Source organism: Bacillus sp. Root131 (assembly GCF_001429475.1).
Taxonomy (GTDB): Bacteria; Bacillota; Bacilli; order Bacillales; family Bacillaceae_G; genus Bacillus_A; species Bacillus_A thuringiensis_S.
This window is the reverse complement of the sequence record NZ_LMJQ01000007.1, coordinates 426-15,434: the sequence shown is the minus strand read 5'-3', so window position 1 is coordinate 15,434 and position 15,009 is coordinate 426. Positions and strand designations below refer to the sequence as shown.

Below are 15,009 nucleotides of genomic sequence, written 5' to 3'. Positions count from 1 at the left end.
AAACTAAAGTAGATCGAACACTGAGCTGAAAGTACTGACCATACTTTCTTCGCACAAGACCAAAGTGATTTAGAAGCGGCAAAGATGTCAGTGTTCTATCTTCTACTAAGATTATATTTTATTTTGTCCATAATAGACCTATATATACGTTAATAAAAAAGAAATACCCCAGCGACCAACCGGGGTATTTCATGACCGATAGGAATGAAAAAACTTGGCGACCAAACCTAGCTTTTGTGTTATTCCCATAAAATTTAAAAACTAAGCAACATCTTGTTGCACTTTTATTTTATCATTATCTTTCTCTTATTGGAATACATTAGATTATTTTTTAAATAAGAGTCCAATACATATTATTAAAATTAAAGAGGTTCAAGTCGGAGGAATGAACTTTAGGGTGTCTTTTTTTTCTAAAAGAGAGTTTTGCTTTCAAGAAGATACATTTTCAATGGATTACTGCCATGAGTATATAGATAAAGTCCATCAAGACATGTATGTTCATGAATATGTAAAATTACATAAAATTTCAGTGAAAAAGAGAGTATACTTTCGTATTGTGTAATAAAGATAAAGCCCGCCTACGGAAATAGGTGGGCTTTTTTTACTTATAAAGAAAAGACAACCTGTAAGGTGTCTTCCTCCGATTTGAAACATTTTACTAGGTTAAGTATTTGTGATAATAAACTCTTTTAATTGGAATGAACCGGAGTAGTACATCACTTTATTCTTAAGCATCATTCTCAACAAAAGTGAAGATTTTCATTATCTTTTTAACTACAAAGGGTAATAATTTAGAAGCTAAAAATGCAAGTACGAAAGCAATTCCCCATGTTTTCATCCATGATTTGAGAAATAAAGCTGTATATCCAACATTCATTGAAACCATGACGAAAGAGATAATACTAGATATACCTAAAATCATAAAGATATTAAAAATTATTGGTTCGAATTTTTTATTGATTTTCAAAATTAACACCTATTTTCTATATATGCTTTGCCGCCCAATTTCACCAACATCTAATCTTACAGTTTGAAATCTAGGTTGTCCAGTTTGTTTTACTTTTCTGCAATAGCAATATTATATGGAATAGAGTTTCACCATATTGCTATTAAACTAAAATTTTAAGATTGCACCTAAACGAAATTTATAGTATCGAAGTTCATTTTGGAGGGGGATGTAATACTACATCTTACACTTAAACTGCACATTGCGTATTTTTTATGAAGAAAAGACACTCATATAAAGGTGTCTTTTCCGATAGTTTTTTAGCAGAAGCAAGCAGCTCCAACGATGATTAATAAAATAAACAATACAACTAACAAAGCAAATCCTCCAGCGAAGCCACAGCCACCACAACTACCACCAAAGCCCATAACAGTTCCTCCTTTTAATAGGAAGGGAAAACCAAGGGGTCACTCATGTGTTTTAACGGATTCCATTTACTTTATGCTTTTACGAATGAATGGAGCAGGTCCTTTTCAAAATAGATTTATCCCGCTATTTGTCGGGGAGTAAGACCTCTATTGGCGAGGGCTGATTTAAAGTTTCACTTTATTCTTTAAGAGCGAATAAATAAAAAACAAAATATCCAAAAATATAGATAGAAATCCGCTTTTATACCTTTCAATAAAAGAATACTAGCATTATATATTATAAGGAATACTTGTCCTTAATTGTAAATGAAAGGGGGGAATTGGTATGAGTTATGGCTATGGTCACCCTCCAAAAAAATGCTGTGAACATCATAATGAAACTTTATCAACGGGTATATTACGTAGACATTCCGCTACGTTATTTCTTACTGTGGATGCTATGAATGTTGATCCCGACGATACTCGTAGAGTAACTGTTGAAATGTTTGATTGGTCATCTGGTTCTCCGGTATTGTTACCATTAATAGACCCTTCAACGCAAACATTGCCACCTAATCGATATGTTACTTTTCGTTCAGCAGCTCTTCCTCCAGCACTTTTTGCTTATGAAGTAAGAATCATTCGTCCGAAAGATAGAGATGTTGTTACGAATGTTTTTGGTCTTAGTGCAATCGTATTTAACCCACAAGAAGGAAATAATGTTTTACAACATGATTTAGCAAAATTAGACCTTAAATAGATCTTATAAAAGTCTATTTATTGGGTATGATTAAACAAAAGAGTAGGATGTAATCCTACTCTTTTTTTAATGTTAACTAGAATTTTAAAAGAAATCCTTCATCATTTTAGTATCTTTAATATTCACTATCACACTTTCTACCTTATCTTTCTTCTCATCTTTGGCAATTGTAATTTGTTCCTTATTATCAACCCAAACAAGAAACTCTTCTTTTTCGTCATCTTTATATGTAACGGTTATAGTAGAATGCACAGATTGTTTCTTTTTTTGATCTAAAGTGATAGTTTTAGGTGTTCCATTTTGAACTGCTGAAACGATAGATTTTATCATTTCTTCATTATCTGTTTGAGATTTGGACGTAGTATGATTTGTTGTTTTCAGTATTTCAATGTCGGTAATATTTGCGGAGTTTAATTGAAAGGTATTTTGTGTATGTTCTTGCTTAACTTGTGAAGCTTTATCTGTAACCGAGGTACTTGTACAACCTATTAAAGTGAAAGATAGAGCGGTTAGAGCGCATATAGATATGATTTTTTTCATATTATCCCTCCTTACGTTCAATTATAACAATTTTCCGTTAATTTAGGAGGTTATTGTAAGTAGAAGATGTTTTAAAGTGGTAAATGATGTTGTTTATTTTCTATTAAAATCAAAATTCACATAACTTTTTTTGAATTTTATGTTTAACATTTCGAAAATAGGTGTACTACATATAATATAACAAATAATTCATTTTAAAGGAGGAAGTTAAAGATGGAAACGAAGTATAGTAAACCTTTTGTATATGAATTTATTACGGAGAAAGAGGTCATGAATGCAGCGAATGATCTAGTGAAGAAAGGAATAGAACAAAAAGATATTTACGTATTAACACATGAGAAAGATAGGACAGATAGAATTGCAGACAATGCAGACGTGAATACAATTGGGATAAAAGAGGAGGGACTTGGGACAAGCATTATTAACGTCTTTCAAAAAACAGGAGATCAGTTAAGAAATAAGATGCAGGAGTTAGGGCTTAATGAGGAAGAAGCGAACTTTTATGAAGAAAAGCTGGATGAAGGGAAAATCTTGTTATTCGTTAAGGATTTAGAAAGAGTCGGTGAATGGTTACAAGAAAGAAGATGCATGTATTCTATTTAAATTTGTATCCTTTAAATCTATAAATCTATTACGAAAAGGAGATGGGAAATATGAGTGAGAGCGGGCTAAAAGAAAAAATTACGGGTAAAGTTGAAAAGAAAAAAGGACAAATAAAAGAAGGAATTGGTGAAGTTACAGAAGATAGAGAGTTGAAAACTGAAGGGAAGTGGGAGAAGACGAAGGGAACGATAAAAGAAAAAGTCGGAAAAGTGAAACAAAAGATAAGCGATGAGTTGGATAATAAAGAATAATACATTTTCATCAAGCTTTGGTTACATACCAAAGCTTGATGAATCCAATATAAAAATAATATAGGAGGTTTAATTGTGGGACTTATTATTACATGTATTGTAGGTGGACTTATTGGTGCGTTAGCTGGAATGATTACAGGGAAAGACTTTCCTTTAGGTATAGTTGGTAATGTAATTGCTGGATTAATCGGATCTTGGGTTGGTAGTGCATTATTTGGTCACTGGGGTCCTGAATGGGGAGGCATCTTTATTCTTCCAGCTTTATTAGGCGCAATCGTCTTTATTTTAATCGTCACATTCTTCTCTAGAATGCTACGGAAAGCGTAAGTATGATAATGAATAGTAATTTTAAGTTTGTTATATATAGCGATAGGGTTAATGAACTGATAAATATACATAAAAAAGCATCCAATTAAAATAATTTGGATGCTTTTTTAATGTAATCTGTATGAAGGTTGCTCGCAATCATCATGTTTATTCAATAAATAATCAGTGAGGATGGCCCCACTGATTGAGATTACACTTTATATTACATATTAAACCATCGTTACTCTTTTACAATTATTTATTCTTACGACCTGCCTTGGTTCTATATGAGATAAGTCCTCGTTATTACCTATATCAACTACAATTGTATTCGTTAGTATATTAATAATGGAACCAACTAACTTTGTAGCATGATCGTGTCGATAAGAAAATTGAACGAAATCTCCCTTTTTAAAGTTTTGCTCTTCCATAGATAGATCCCCCTAAAAATAATGTTTATACATTATACATACACAAATTTATAAGGTTTAAACATTTGGTAGTATTTTTTTTAGTGTTAAGCTGAGAAAGGTGTAGAAAATTTATTTATAATTAAAATAAAAAATATGTTTTAAACTAATTTTTATGGGTAATTACATAGTAGAAGTTTAAGATAAGGGGGCGGAAATGATGAATTTGGCAATAAATATTTTGCAAAATGATTTAGGTTATACGGTACAACTTAATGGTGAGATTGATGCATATACGGCATCAGATTTAAAAAATAAGATTATGCCTATTGCAAATGAAAAAGAGGTTCATATTGTAGTAGATTTTCATAACGTAGATTATATGGATAGTACAGGCTTAGGAGTTTTTATAGCTTTATTAAAAGCAGTTAAGAAAAATGATGGGAAGCTAGAGTTTATTGGTGTATCTAAAAGGCTAAAAAGATTATTTGATATTACAGGGCTAACAGAAATATTAAATTTGAATTCCGATTTTGAAAAAGTAGAAAGAAGGTGACTAGGGATGATGGAGAGATTTGAAAAGATAGAAATGAAAATTCCTGCAAAAGCAGAATATGTGGCTATTATTCGTTTAACAATGGCTGGTGTTGCGAATCGAATGGGCTTTGCTTATGACGATATAGAAGATATGAAAATTGCTATTAGTGAAGCATGTACAAACATTGTACAACATGCATATAAAGAAGACGTTGGAGAAATTACAATTGTCTTTGGTCTATATGAAGATCGATTAGAAATTATGGCTGCGGATAATGGAGTTAGCTTTGATTTCAGTAGCTTAAAAAGTAAAGTCGGTCCGTATGATATTAATAAACCAGTAGAACATTTGCCGGAAAATGGTTTAGGTTTATATTTAATCAATACGTTAATGGATGATATACAAATCATGCATGATGAGGGCATGACAGTTTTAATGACAAAATATATACAAAGAGAGCAGGTGGAGAATGATGGAAATCCAATCTCAACCTACAACTCTTACTAAAGAAGACGTTATTAAGCTAATTGCAGAATTCCAACAAAACCAATGTAATGAAGCGCAGGAAAGGTTAGTTGATCATTATAAAAATCTCGTATATTCCATTGCATATCGCTATTCAAAAGGTGGGCCGATGCATGAAGATATTATACAAGTAGGAATGTTAGGGCTCTTAGGCGCAATAAGAAGGTATGATTATTCGATAGGGAATGCTTTTGAGCCGTTTGCAATACCTACGATAGTAGGCGAAATAAAGAAGTATTTACGTGATAAAACTTGGGGTATTCATGTTCCAAGGCGAATTAAAGATTTAGGCGGGAAAATTAAACTTGCGATAGAGGAGTTAACAGATCACCTGCAGCGTTCACCGAAGATTATAGAGATTGCAGATCATTTAGGACTATCGGAAGAGGAAGTTCTAGAGATTATGGATGCGAAAAATAATTATCGAGTATCTTCCTTAGATGATGTAGTTGAAAATTCATCTGACGGCAGTTCGGTAGCGAGAATTGAATCTGTAGGTGAAGTAGAGCAAGGATATGAACAGACAGAAAGACGTCTCGTTTTAGAGGATATTTTTAACGTATTAAATGATATGGAAAAGAGTGTTATTCATTATATATTTGGAGAAAATTTAAATCAAAAAGATACAAGAGAACGGTTAGGTATTTCGCAAATGCACGTTTCTCGTATTAAAAGACAAGCGATAAGTAAATTGAAGCAAGCTGCATTTTTAGATACATAAAAATTTAAAAGAATTATGTTTAAAACATGAGAAAAGGGGTAGTTATTAAGTATAGGAGGAGATATAAAAATGTCACACGATGTGAAAGAACTAATCGAAGGATTGAATGAAGATTTAGCAGGAGAATACTCAGCAATTATTATGTATAACCATAATGCTGCTACAGTTTCTGGTATATATAGACAAGTATTGAAACCTTTCTTTGAATCTGAAATTAGTGATGAACAAGGACATGCCCTATATTTAGCGGAGAAAATTAAGACGTTAGGTGGTACACCTACTACGATCCCTTTACCAGTGAAACAAGTAGAAGATGTTAGAGAAATGTTAGAATCCGCTAGACAATCAGAATATGAAACAATTAAGCGTTATGAAACGAGAAAAGAACAGGCAGCGAAATTAAATATGACAGAGTTAGTTGTAAAACTAGAAGATATGATTGCAGATGAAACAAATCATATGGAAGAATTAGATCGTCTTTTAAATGATAAAGCAATGGTGTTAAATTAAAAGTAGAAATTTATACAGTGAAAGAACAAATTCCTATTTCTAGGGGTTTGTTCTTTTGTTGTATAAATATGTTTGAGTACGAAATTTTCATTTTGTAACTGAGTATGTAATACTAGAAAAATAGAAAATGATATTAGATTTACATTTTAAATAAGAAAAGGGGAAATAACTTGTGTCCATTTTAATTGTTGATGATAATCCGGTTAACATATTTGTAATTGAGAAAATTTTAAAACAAGCCGGATATCATGATCTTGTATCGCTCAATTCTGCACAAGAGCTCTTCGAATACATACAGTTTGGAAAAGATTCTTCCAGGCATAATGAAATTGACTTAATACTATTAGATATTATGATGCCTGAAATTGATGGACTTGAAGTTTGTAGGCGATTACAAAAAGAGGAGAAGTTTAAAGATATTCCTATTATTTTTGTTACAGCTTTAGAGGATGCAAATAAGTTGGCCGAAGCTCTTGATATGGGGGCAATGGATTATATTACGAAACCTATAAATAAAGTTGAACTATTAGCACGTATGCGTGTAGCGTTACGCTTGAAATCGGAATTAAATTGGCATAAAGAACAAGAAGAAAATCTTCGGAATGAACTAGATTTAGCTACGCAAGTACAAAGAAACTTATTAAGTAGCCCATTAAGAGAAGATTATATAGAAATTGAAGCAAGTTACTTACCTTCATTTAAATTAGCTGGAGATATGTATTATTGGTATAAAATCGATGGAAACCGCTACGGTATTATATTATTAGATGTGATGGGACATGGTATATCTGCTTCATTAGTTTGTATGTTTATTTCGTCTGTATTACGTGAAACGATTAAATCTTTAATCGATCCAGAACTTGTCATTAAAGACTTAAATAAATATATGACTCTTTTACATAATGAGAATGACGATATTCCATATTATTTTACAGCGATATATTTAGTAGTAGATACAGAAAAGAGAACGATTGAATATGTAAATGCAGGACATCCTTCTGGATACGTTTTAGTCGATGAAACAAATGTAGTTGAACTAGATCGCGGGAGTTGTGCCGTAGGATTTTTTGATGAAATAAAAGTTAAAAAGACAGTTATACCTTTTGAGAAGAACGCTCAAATATTATTGTTTACAGATGGTGTTCTTGAAGCAATTGCAAATGATGAATTTGAGTCTGAAGAGAAATTACGTACTTTTACAGAAAGAAAATGGGGAGATTTAGAAGGCGAGATAGAAGGGTTTTACAAGGAAGAACAAAAGAAAGCGCAATCAGATGATATGTGTCTAATTATGATACAAACGAATGCGAAATAAAAAGCGTATGAAATCCAAACAGAGGATTTCATACGCTTTTTATTGTATTTTTTGATAAATTTGTTCACTAGGATTAAATTGGGTATAATGCGGCATTATATTTGAAAAACGAAGAGTTTCTTTATTTCCTAAACATAGAAATCCATTGTGACTTAAGCTTTCATAAAATAGTTGCTGCACTTGATTTTGAAGTTTACTTGTAAAGTAAATTAAAACGTTACGACAAAGTATAATATGAAACTCGTTAAAAGATTGATCGGTTACTAAATTATGCTGTGCAAAAATAATGTTTTGTAACAGTGAAGGATTAAAATAAGCAAAACGATTATCTGTTGAATAATAGTTAGAAAATGCTTGTGTACCGCCAGCTTGTAAATAGTTTTTCGTATAAGTTTGCATTTTATTTAACGGGAGGATGCCTTGTTTTGCTTTTTCTAACACATTTGTATTCATATCTGTTGCGTAAATAACCGACTTTTCACTTAATCCTTCTTCGTGAAGTAAGATGGACATCGATAATACTTCTTCACCAGTTGCGCATCCAGCATGCCAAATTCTAATTTCAGGTTGCTTTTTCAATTCAGGAATAACATGCTCTCTTAGCGCTTTAAAAAAGGCAGGGTTACGGAACATCTCAGTTACATTAATCGAGAAATCATTTAATAACTGTTCTAAAACCCCTTCCTCGTGAATTACTTTTTCAATTAATTTTGAAATGGTTGGGATATTAGAGAGCTGCATTCGATTACAAATCCTTCTATAAATAGATGTGCGAGCATATTGGCGAAAATCAAATCCTGATAGTTTAAATACCGCTTCCAATAGTAATTCAATTTCTAAGTTCGTGCGCTCATCCGTATCTACTGATGGATCAAAATTATAATACTTATTTTCCACTCCAACTAAACCTCACTTATTTTATTAACCATACACTCATTACCGAATAGAGTTGATGTAGGTTTAATGGTTTACTTATATAATCTGAAGCGCCAGCAGATAAACATTTTTCCTTATCATTTGGCATTGCTTTAGCAGTTAATGCGATAATAGGTATTTCATGTAACCCTAAGTTCATTCGGATATTTTCCATCGTTTCATAACCGTCCATATTAGGCATCATAATATCCATTAAAATAAGGTCAATATTTGTATTGCTTTTTAGTATTTCTAAACACTCTATGCCGTTTTGGGCAGTAATAATGTTGGCGTTTTGTTTTTTTAATGCATTTTGTAACGCAAATATATTTCGATGATCATCATCGACAATTAAAATGGTTTTCTCTTGGAAGACGTTATTTGTTTCGGTAGTAACGATAGTTTCTTCAACAACTTCAGCAGGAATAACATCTTCTATCGTTGCTGCGACTTCTAAATTGGAGAACTGTATATCATGTAATCCATTTGGAAGGTTAGGAATATATACCGTGAAAGTACTACCTTCTCCTACATTACTCTCTAACGTAATCCAACCACCTAACAATCTAGCAAACTCTTTACAAATAGATAAACCTAATCCTGTACCACCATACTTTCGAATCGTTGCTCCATCTGCCTGTTGAAAGGCTTCGAAGATAAGTTGATGCTGTTCTTTAGCGATACCAATACCAGTATCTTTTACTGAAATTGTAATCCAATCTTTACTTATAGACTGCATATCATGACTTAAATTGGTTGTTTCTATTGAATCGAAATGTAAAGAAACGGATCCTTTTTCCGTGAATTTAAATGCATTGGATAATAAGTTTTTAATAATTTGCTCAATCCGTTTTGCATCTGTATAAAACAAATCAGGAATCGTATCACTGTCTTCAATAGTAAATTCGACATTTTTTTGTGCAGCTATATGTAAAAAGTTTTGATGCATATTGGCTGCCATGTCACTTATGTTCGTTGCTTCAAAAATGATGTCTAGTTTGCCTGCTTCTACTTTAGATAAATCTAGTATGTCATTAATTAAAGTAAGTAAGTCTTTCCCTGATGAATGAATGACGGTTGCTAATTCAATTTCATCGTCGGATAAATTGTTATCATGATTTTCTCTTAACATTTCAGATAATAGTAAAATACTATTTAACGGTGTGCGTAATTCATGTGACATATTTGCTAGGAACTCAGATTTGTATTTTGAGCTGCGTAACAACTCACTTGCTTTTTCTTCTAATTCTGATTTAGTAATTTGTAAGTCAGCTGTTTTCTGCTCAGCTTCTTCAGTTCTAGACTCTAATTGTTCATTCGTTGTTCGTAATTCTTCTGCTTGCATTTGTAGTTCTTCCGCTTGCGTTTGCAATTCTTCTGATTGAACTTGTAACTCTTCTGTCATTGCTTGTGATTCATGTAAAAGAGTTTGAATTCGCATACGTCCCATAATGCTATGGATTGTTAAACCTAGATTATCAACGGTTTGTTGAATTAAATCTTGATGTAAGTCTGAAATCTCAGTTACACTTACTAACTCCATTACTGCGATCACTTCATCCTCAAATAAGATAGGGATGACTAGTAGGTTTTTAGGGCGTATTTCTAATAATCCAGTAGTAACGTAACGGAATTCTTCAGGTATGTCCCTGAGAATAAAACTTTTCTTTTCTAAAGCAGACTGTCCAATGAAACCTTCACCCATTTTAATAGACTGTTTTCCAACATCAGGACCTTGACCGGCGAAAGAAGCTTTCTTCACATAGTAGACAGTGTCTTCAATTTCTTCACGAACATAAAATGCACCGCAAGAAGTTTGCGTTTTTTGTATAATTCCACTCAGAATTTTTTTACCTAACATCTCAATAGAAGATACACCTTGATACATTAAAATTAATTCTGCAAGCTCAGTTTGTAACCACTCTCTTTTCGATATTTCGTCTAGTAGGTGATTTGTTGTATGAGCAAGATCTTTTATTTCATCATGTGTATTTACATGAATTCTTTCCGTAATTTTTTCTTTGGAAGAAATGGATTTAATAGCTTGAATTACATTTTTAATCGTTTTTGTAATGGAATTCGAAATATAGAGTGAAACGATAATGGAAATACAAGAAAGTAAGAACAATAAACTGTATAACCAAATCTCTAATTTATTATTTTCAATATCTAATTGTGCAGCTCTTTTTTTCGTTAGTTGCTCCTCAGTGCTACGGAAGTTAGTTAGCTGCGACTGTAATGACTGAATTTGAGTCGTGTCGATTGTTTGTACATTATTACTATTATTATTTGTAATGAGTGGGTGAATCTCTTTATTAATCCAACTAGTAATGTTTTCGTTAATCTGTTTTAATTTTTCTTGCTGAGAGGGGTTATCCTCTAATAAAGAAAAAAGATCTTGATAATGTTTTTCGTAATCCTTTTCTGCAGCGTTAAGGGATTGAACGTAATTTGCATCATTAGAAGTGATAAATCCTTTCGCTTTATTTTCAATTGTTAGTAAATCTTTCTCCACTTGATTCGTTAAATTAAGAACTTTAAAATCGTGATCAATAATAAAATTACGAGATTTTTGTAAACTGGAAATCCCATTGTTTAACATAATGAAAGAAATAAGCAAGAACAAAATGATAACTAAATAACCAGCCATAATTTTGTAACGAATACTAAATTTTGCTTTCGATTTCATCAAAAATTCCTACCTTCAAGATTATTAAAAGTTTTCTATTTTAAAGAATAAAAAACGTAATATATATTATATCAGTTTTCATAAGGCCAAACTAGAAATCCCCCTACTGTATTAGGGGGTTCTTTTTTCATAGAGGAAATCATTTTGAAATATAAAAACATATATGAAAGGTAGTAAACGGGGGAATAGAGGATAACAAACATTCTAAGAAGGAAAGAGTGTTCTTAAAGCTTTTTTTGCATCTATTCCTTCAAAAATAAATAATACAAGATCTTTCTTTTTTACAGTAAGGAAAAAGGATACTAGAGTGCTTAAATTTTTGATTGATGTCATTGTTCCATGTTTACTTATAAACAAATTAGCTTGAAATGTTGTCATTAAAGCATAAAAATGATGAATCTGAGTTATTGTAGGTGTTTCATTATAAGAAATAGTAGTAGAGTGAATGGCGTTCATCGTAATATTCCTTTCCATATAGTGAGCATAACAATATAAACATACCCGTTTTAGAAGATGTTAAACGTATAAATAAGAAAAATATAATTAAAGTTTTTTACGTTTAGAAAGAGTTAGGAAGGGTATACATATACTATAAAGAGATTGACTGAAGATGAATTGTAAGATGTCTATGTTTAGTAGATTAGTCTATCAAAATATACTTTTACTTTAAATAAAAAGGAGCCTGGTATACATGAATGAAATGATGATTGATATTACATTTGATTTAATTTACTTGTTAAGTAGTTCACTTGTAGTGCTTTTACTATTCGCATTTTTCGTAAATGGTTATGTTAATAAGAAGGTTAGTGTATACAGAAATGAAGAAAAATAAAGATACATTACATAAAACTTTAGGAGGTTAATAGTTATGAATGTAGATAGAAAAATAGTAGGTGTTTTTAGAACAATTGATGATGCGGCACTCGTTATTAATGAATTAAATGATAAAGGATACCCAGCAGATAACATTTCAGCTATTGCGAAGGATCAAAAGGAAATTGAACACCTGGAAGAAAAATCGGGTGAAAAAGTTAAGAATGAAACTGCACATAAAGCAGATATCTTTTCAGCGACAGGGCTTGTAGCAGGAGGAGTAGCAGGGGGACTAGGTGGTTTATTAACTGGCCTTGGTATACTTGCCATTTCTGGAATGGGTCCAATTGTAGCAGCAGGACCAATCGCAGCAGCTATTGGTGGAGCTGGTATTGGCGGAGGAGCTGGAAGTTTAATAGGAGCATTTATAGGATTAGGAATTCCAGAAGAACATGCTAAAAAGTATGAAGAATATATTTACGATGGAAATATATTAATTTTAGTAGATGCAACATTAGATGATAAGTTAGAAATTTATAAAATATTTGATAAGCATAATGCTTATAACTCTGATTTCTTTAAATAATATTTACTTCACATATCAATTATGCAAAATATAAACATAGTGAATATCGTTTTTTTGATCTTACAACTTTGGCGCGGCCGAGGAGTCGTATGACTATAAGAGAGGAAGGGCTTATAGTAAAAGATCAAGTTCTATCATGTTATTTAAAAGGGAAGAGGTGCCTTTTCGTGATTGTAAAAATATTAAAGGATAGCAGTAATAGCTTCCTTTGTACAGTTCAAAATAAAAATGGAGACCAGTATGTGAAAAAGTGGTTTAGTAAACATGAAAATAATAAAGAATTAGGACGACCAACTTTTAAAGAAGTAGAAAAAGATTGGAAAGAAAATAGAGAATCGTTTATGTATCCCAATATTAAAGCGCTTTATTAAAATGGAACATAATGCGCGTTTTATTATTACAAAACTGTCACATTCCTGTAAGGTAATTCAATAGATTAGATACTTTTTCCATGTGTCAGTCATGATTGTAACAACAACTTCTGGAATTCAAGGTAAAGAGATTATTGAGTATATTGATATTGTAAATGGTGAAGCTATTATGGGTGCAAACATTGTCCGCGATTTATTCGCTTCTGTTCGTGATGTTGTCGGTGGTCGTGCTGGTTCTTATGAAAGTAAGCTTAAAGAAGCTCGTGATATCGCAATGGGCGAAATGAAAGAACTTGCAAAACAAAAAGGTGCGAACGCTATCGTTGGTATTGACGTAGATTACGAGGTTGTTCGTGATGGAATGTTAATGGTAGCTGTCAGTGGTACAGCTGTACGTATATAAGTAAATAAAAAACAGGCTCACCCCTTGAAGTTCATGCTTTGAGGGGGTTTTTTGTTTTTAAGTTGTAAAAGTAAAAAGAATGGGATTGTATTTCTTAGAAAAATAGAAGTGCCAGTAGCATAAATGGTATTTCGTACAAAAGAGCGAACTCGTTCAAATTATAGAACAGTTTTAAGGGCTAAATGAAAAAGAAACAGTAATGCTACATATATGTAACGTAAGTGCGAATTTTATAATAAAATTGTTATTTGAGATAATGGAAGAATTAGTGGTATAAATAACTTTATAGATAATAATCAAAATAGAGAAGACAGAGTGTTCATAGATGGAATGGTTAAGGGGATTTTCCAATCTGTAATAAAAAACGGAGGTACCGAGAACGTTTTACAGATGTCTGTTACATAAAATTTATAATGGATTGGGGGCAATTTATATTATGTTTTGGTTAGGAGGCTTTTTAGGATACATTGTAGGTTCTATTACTACATGTGCGATACTTTACTTTGGGTATAGAGCCGAGAAAAACAAAAAAGCGAATATGCGAAAGAAAGAGGGGAGAAAAATCAATAAAAAAGGCGTATAGGATGTGGAAGAAAAATTGATAACATTGATGCAAAAATAAAGGACAGTTACATATTTTATATGATTACTATGTACTGTCCCCCTTATTCCTTTTGGATTAACAAAAATTGTTTACTGTCTTGCTATAAATTTCATAGGCAAAAAAACCAAATAAATAGCCTATTCCGGATCCTAAACTAATGGAAAGCAGTGAGAAATCTGGGAAAAACATGCCGAAAATCAAACCGATTATACAGCCAAAAAGCATTCCTATAGGTATGAAACTATCTAATAACAGTTGAGCCTCTTTTGATTTTTTCTTACCCAATTTGCCATGCTTATATTTATGTTCCAGTCTTTTTATTACAAATACTACAATCCCCCCGACTAGTATAACAGGCCAAATTTCCGAAATTAGCCACATGTTAGAAGCTCCTTTCACCTTTCAATATAATTGTACCAAAAAATTACAATTATAGACTGCTAAACGTACTATCTAGTCTATTTAAAAGGTAAATGCAAAAGACTTCTTCTTTTGCATTTAATAACTCGCCAAAAACACTTTCCGATACGATAAACTTAACTAAATCTATACAATTCAATCAAATTTACACAAGTTAGTGCTTCAAAGTGTTCTCGCAGCCCCAAAGGGACGAGGGGTATAACACTCCACACGAGGCAGTATCGTTACCTCCTATTATCAAGCATTTATTTTACTCATCTTGATAAATTTATCGCAGCATTTACATCCCTATCGTGATGGCTATTACATGAAACACAACACCACTCACGTATTTTTAAACTCCACTGTCCTTCTGTTTTAAACTCCACTGTCCTTC

23 protein-coding genes are annotated in these 15,009 nt (G+C 32.1%); 14 read left to right on the top strand and 9 right to left on the bottom strand.

What is annotated here, in order from left to right:
• Positions 1–727 precede the first annotated feature (727 nt).
• Positions 728–967, bottom strand: coding sequence for a DUF2798 domain-containing protein (locus ASE54_RS18625; protein WP_000700210.1), 240 nt, complete (start codon positions 965–967; stop codon positions 728–730).
• 299 nt (positions 968–1,266) lie between these two features.
• Complete coding sequence (locus ASE54_RS34765; RefSeq protein ID WP_000505670.1) at positions 1,267–1,374, bottom strand: YjcZ family sporulation protein; 108 nt, start codon at positions 1,372–1,374, stop codon at positions 1,267–1,269.
• A gap of 325 nt (positions 1,375–1,699) precedes the next feature.
• Here ASE54_RS34765 and ASE54_RS18620 point away from each other — a divergent pair, with 325 nt between their 5' ends.
• Complete coding sequence (locus tag ASE54_RS18620; RefSeq protein ID WP_000120208.1) at positions 1,700–2,113, top strand: hypothetical protein; 414 nt, start codon at positions 1,700–1,702, stop codon at positions 2,111–2,113.
• A gap of 84 nt (positions 2,114–2,197) precedes the next feature.
• On the opposite strand, the gene ASE54_RS18615 is transcribed toward ASE54_RS18620, so the two are convergent.
• A complete protein-coding gene (locus ASE54_RS18615; protein WP_000720866.1) occupies positions 2,198–2,653 on the bottom strand; it encodes a hypothetical protein in 456 nt (151 codons plus the stop codon).
• Positions 2,654–2,866: 213 nt separating this feature from the next.
• Here ASE54_RS18615 and ASE54_RS18610 point away from each other — a divergent pair, with 213 nt between their 5' ends.
• From ASE54_RS18610 to ASE54_RS18600, 3 genes are all read left to right on the top strand, one after another.
• The gene (locus tag ASE54_RS18610; protein ID WP_000448818.1) at positions 2,867–3,256 is read left to right on the top strand and encodes a general stress protein; all 390 of its coding nucleotides are present in this window, start codon (positions 2,867–2,869) and stop codon (positions 3,254–3,256) included.
• Between the two features lie 50 nt (positions 3,257–3,306).
• The gene (locus tag ASE54_RS18605) at positions 3,307–3,507 is read left to right on the top strand and encodes a CsbD family protein (RefSeq protein WP_000004256.1); all 201 of its coding nucleotides are present in this window, start codon (positions 3,307–3,309) and stop codon (positions 3,505–3,507) included.
• Between the two features lie 75 nt (positions 3,508–3,582).
• Entirely contained in the window at positions 3,583–3,834 is a 252-nt protein-coding gene (locus tag ASE54_RS18600) for a GlsB/YeaQ/YmgE family stress response membrane protein (RefSeq protein WP_000522902.1), read from the top strand.
• A gap of 209 nt (positions 3,835–4,043) precedes the next feature.
• On the opposite strand, the gene ASE54_RS18595 is transcribed toward ASE54_RS18600, so the two are convergent.
• Positions 4,044–4,244, bottom strand: a complete 201-nt coding sequence (locus tag ASE54_RS18595; protein WP_000392513.1) for a hypothetical protein — start codon at positions 4,242–4,244, stop codon at positions 4,044–4,046.
• Positions 4,245–4,440: 196 nt separating this feature from the next.
• On the opposite strand from ASE54_RS18595, the gene rsbV reads away from it, so the two are divergent.
• The 5 genes from rsbV to ASE54_RS18570 all read left to right on the top strand — a co-directional run bounded on the left by rsbV (position 4,441) and on the right by ASE54_RS18570 (position 7,832).
• Positions 4,441–4,779 (top strand): anti sigma b factor antagonist RsbV, encoded by a 339-nt coding sequence (gene rsbV / locus ASE54_RS18590; RefSeq protein WP_002083007.1) that lies wholly within the window; start codon positions 4,441–4,443, stop codon positions 4,777–4,779.
• A 6-nt stretch (positions 4,780–4,785) separates the two neighbouring features.
• Positions 4,786–5,268, top strand: coding sequence for an anti-sigma B factor RsbW (gene rsbW, locus ASE54_RS18585; RefSeq protein ID WP_000970581.1), 483 nt, complete (start codon positions 4,786–4,788; stop codon positions 5,266–5,268).
• Positions 5,231–6,007: an RNA polymerase sigma factor SigB gene (gene sigB / locus ASE54_RS18580; RefSeq protein WP_003259164.1), complete on the top strand. Its 777-nt coding sequence runs from the start codon at positions 5,231–5,233 to the stop codon at positions 6,005–6,007. Before rsbW ends, sigB begins: the two co-directional genes overlap by 38 nt.
• A gap of 69 nt (positions 6,008–6,076) precedes the next feature.
• Entirely contained in the window at positions 6,077–6,517 is a 441-nt protein-coding gene (locus tag ASE54_RS18575; RefSeq protein WP_000017755.1) for a ferritin-like domain-containing protein, read from the top strand.
• A gap of 172 nt (positions 6,518–6,689) precedes the next feature.
• On the top strand, positions 6,690–7,832 hold the full coding sequence (locus tag ASE54_RS18570) for a fused response regulator/phosphatase (RefSeq protein WP_000025522.1): 1,143 nt from the start codon (positions 6,690–6,692) through the stop codon (positions 7,830–7,832).
• A 39-nt stretch (positions 7,833–7,871) separates the two neighbouring features.
• On the opposite strand, the gene ASE54_RS18565 is transcribed toward ASE54_RS18570, so the two are convergent.
• The 3 genes from ASE54_RS18565 to ASE54_RS18555 all read right to left on the bottom strand — a co-directional run bounded on the left by ASE54_RS18565 (position 7,872) and on the right by ASE54_RS18555 (position 11,892).
• The gene (locus tag ASE54_RS18565; RefSeq protein ID WP_000429046.1) at positions 7,872–8,729 is read right to left on the bottom strand and encodes a protein-glutamate O-methyltransferase CheR; all 858 of its coding nucleotides are present in this window, start codon (positions 8,727–8,729) and stop codon (positions 7,872–7,874) included.
• Positions 8,730–8,745: 16 nt separating this feature from the next.
• The gene (locus ASE54_RS18560; RefSeq protein WP_000836708.1) at positions 8,746–11,436 is read right to left on the bottom strand and encodes an ATP-binding protein; all 2,691 of its coding nucleotides are present in this window, start codon (positions 11,434–11,436) and stop codon (positions 8,746–8,748) included.
• A 204-nt stretch (positions 11,437–11,640) separates the two neighbouring features.
• Positions 11,641–11,892: a hypothetical protein gene (locus ASE54_RS18555; protein ID WP_000991351.1), complete on the bottom strand. Its 252-nt coding sequence runs from the start codon at positions 11,890–11,892 to the stop codon at positions 11,641–11,643.
• 235 nt (positions 11,893–12,127) lie between these two features.
• On the opposite strand from ASE54_RS18555, the gene ASE54_RS36420 reads away from it, so the two are divergent.
• The 5 genes from ASE54_RS36420 to ASE54_RS36415 all read left to right on the top strand — a co-directional run bounded on the left by ASE54_RS36420 (position 12,128) and on the right by ASE54_RS36415 (position 14,192).
• On the top strand, positions 12,128–12,268 hold the full coding sequence (locus ASE54_RS36420; RefSeq protein ID WP_001004568.1) for a hypothetical protein: 141 nt from the start codon (positions 12,128–12,130) through the stop codon (positions 12,266–12,268).
• A gap of 36 nt (positions 12,269–12,304) precedes the next feature.
• Positions 12,305–12,835, top strand: coding sequence for a general stress protein (locus ASE54_RS18550; RefSeq protein ID WP_001100085.1), 531 nt, complete (start codon positions 12,305–12,307; stop codon positions 12,833–12,835).
• 167 nt (positions 12,836–13,002) lie between these two features.
• Entirely contained in the window at positions 13,003–13,206 is a 204-nt protein-coding gene (locus ASE54_RS18545; RefSeq protein WP_000635853.1) for a DUF4028 family protein, read from the top strand.
• A gap of 91 nt (positions 13,207–13,297) precedes the next feature.
• The gene (locus tag ASE54_RS18540; RefSeq protein WP_000637513.1) at positions 13,298–13,609 is read left to right on the top strand and encodes a heavy metal-binding domain-containing protein; all 312 of its coding nucleotides are present in this window, start codon (positions 13,298–13,300) and stop codon (positions 13,607–13,609) included.
• Between the two features lie 436 nt (positions 13,610–14,045).
• On the top strand, positions 14,046–14,192 hold the full coding sequence (locus ASE54_RS36415; protein WP_000498641.1) for a hypothetical protein: 147 nt from the start codon (positions 14,046–14,048) through the stop codon (positions 14,190–14,192).
• A 96-nt stretch (positions 14,193–14,288) separates the two neighbouring features.
• Here ASE54_RS36415 and ASE54_RS18535 read toward each other — a convergent pair whose 3' ends face one another.
• Together ASE54_RS18535 and ASE54_RS37140 are read right to left on the bottom strand one after the other, a co-directional pair.
• Positions 14,289–14,594, bottom strand: a complete 306-nt coding sequence (locus ASE54_RS18535) for a hypothetical protein (protein ID WP_000266265.1) — start codon at positions 14,592–14,594, stop codon at positions 14,289–14,291.
• A 293-nt stretch (positions 14,595–14,887) separates the two neighbouring features.
• The coding region (locus ASE54_RS37140) for a transposase (RefSeq protein ID WP_235567853.1) at positions 14,888–15,009 on the bottom strand (122 nt) is incomplete at its 5' end.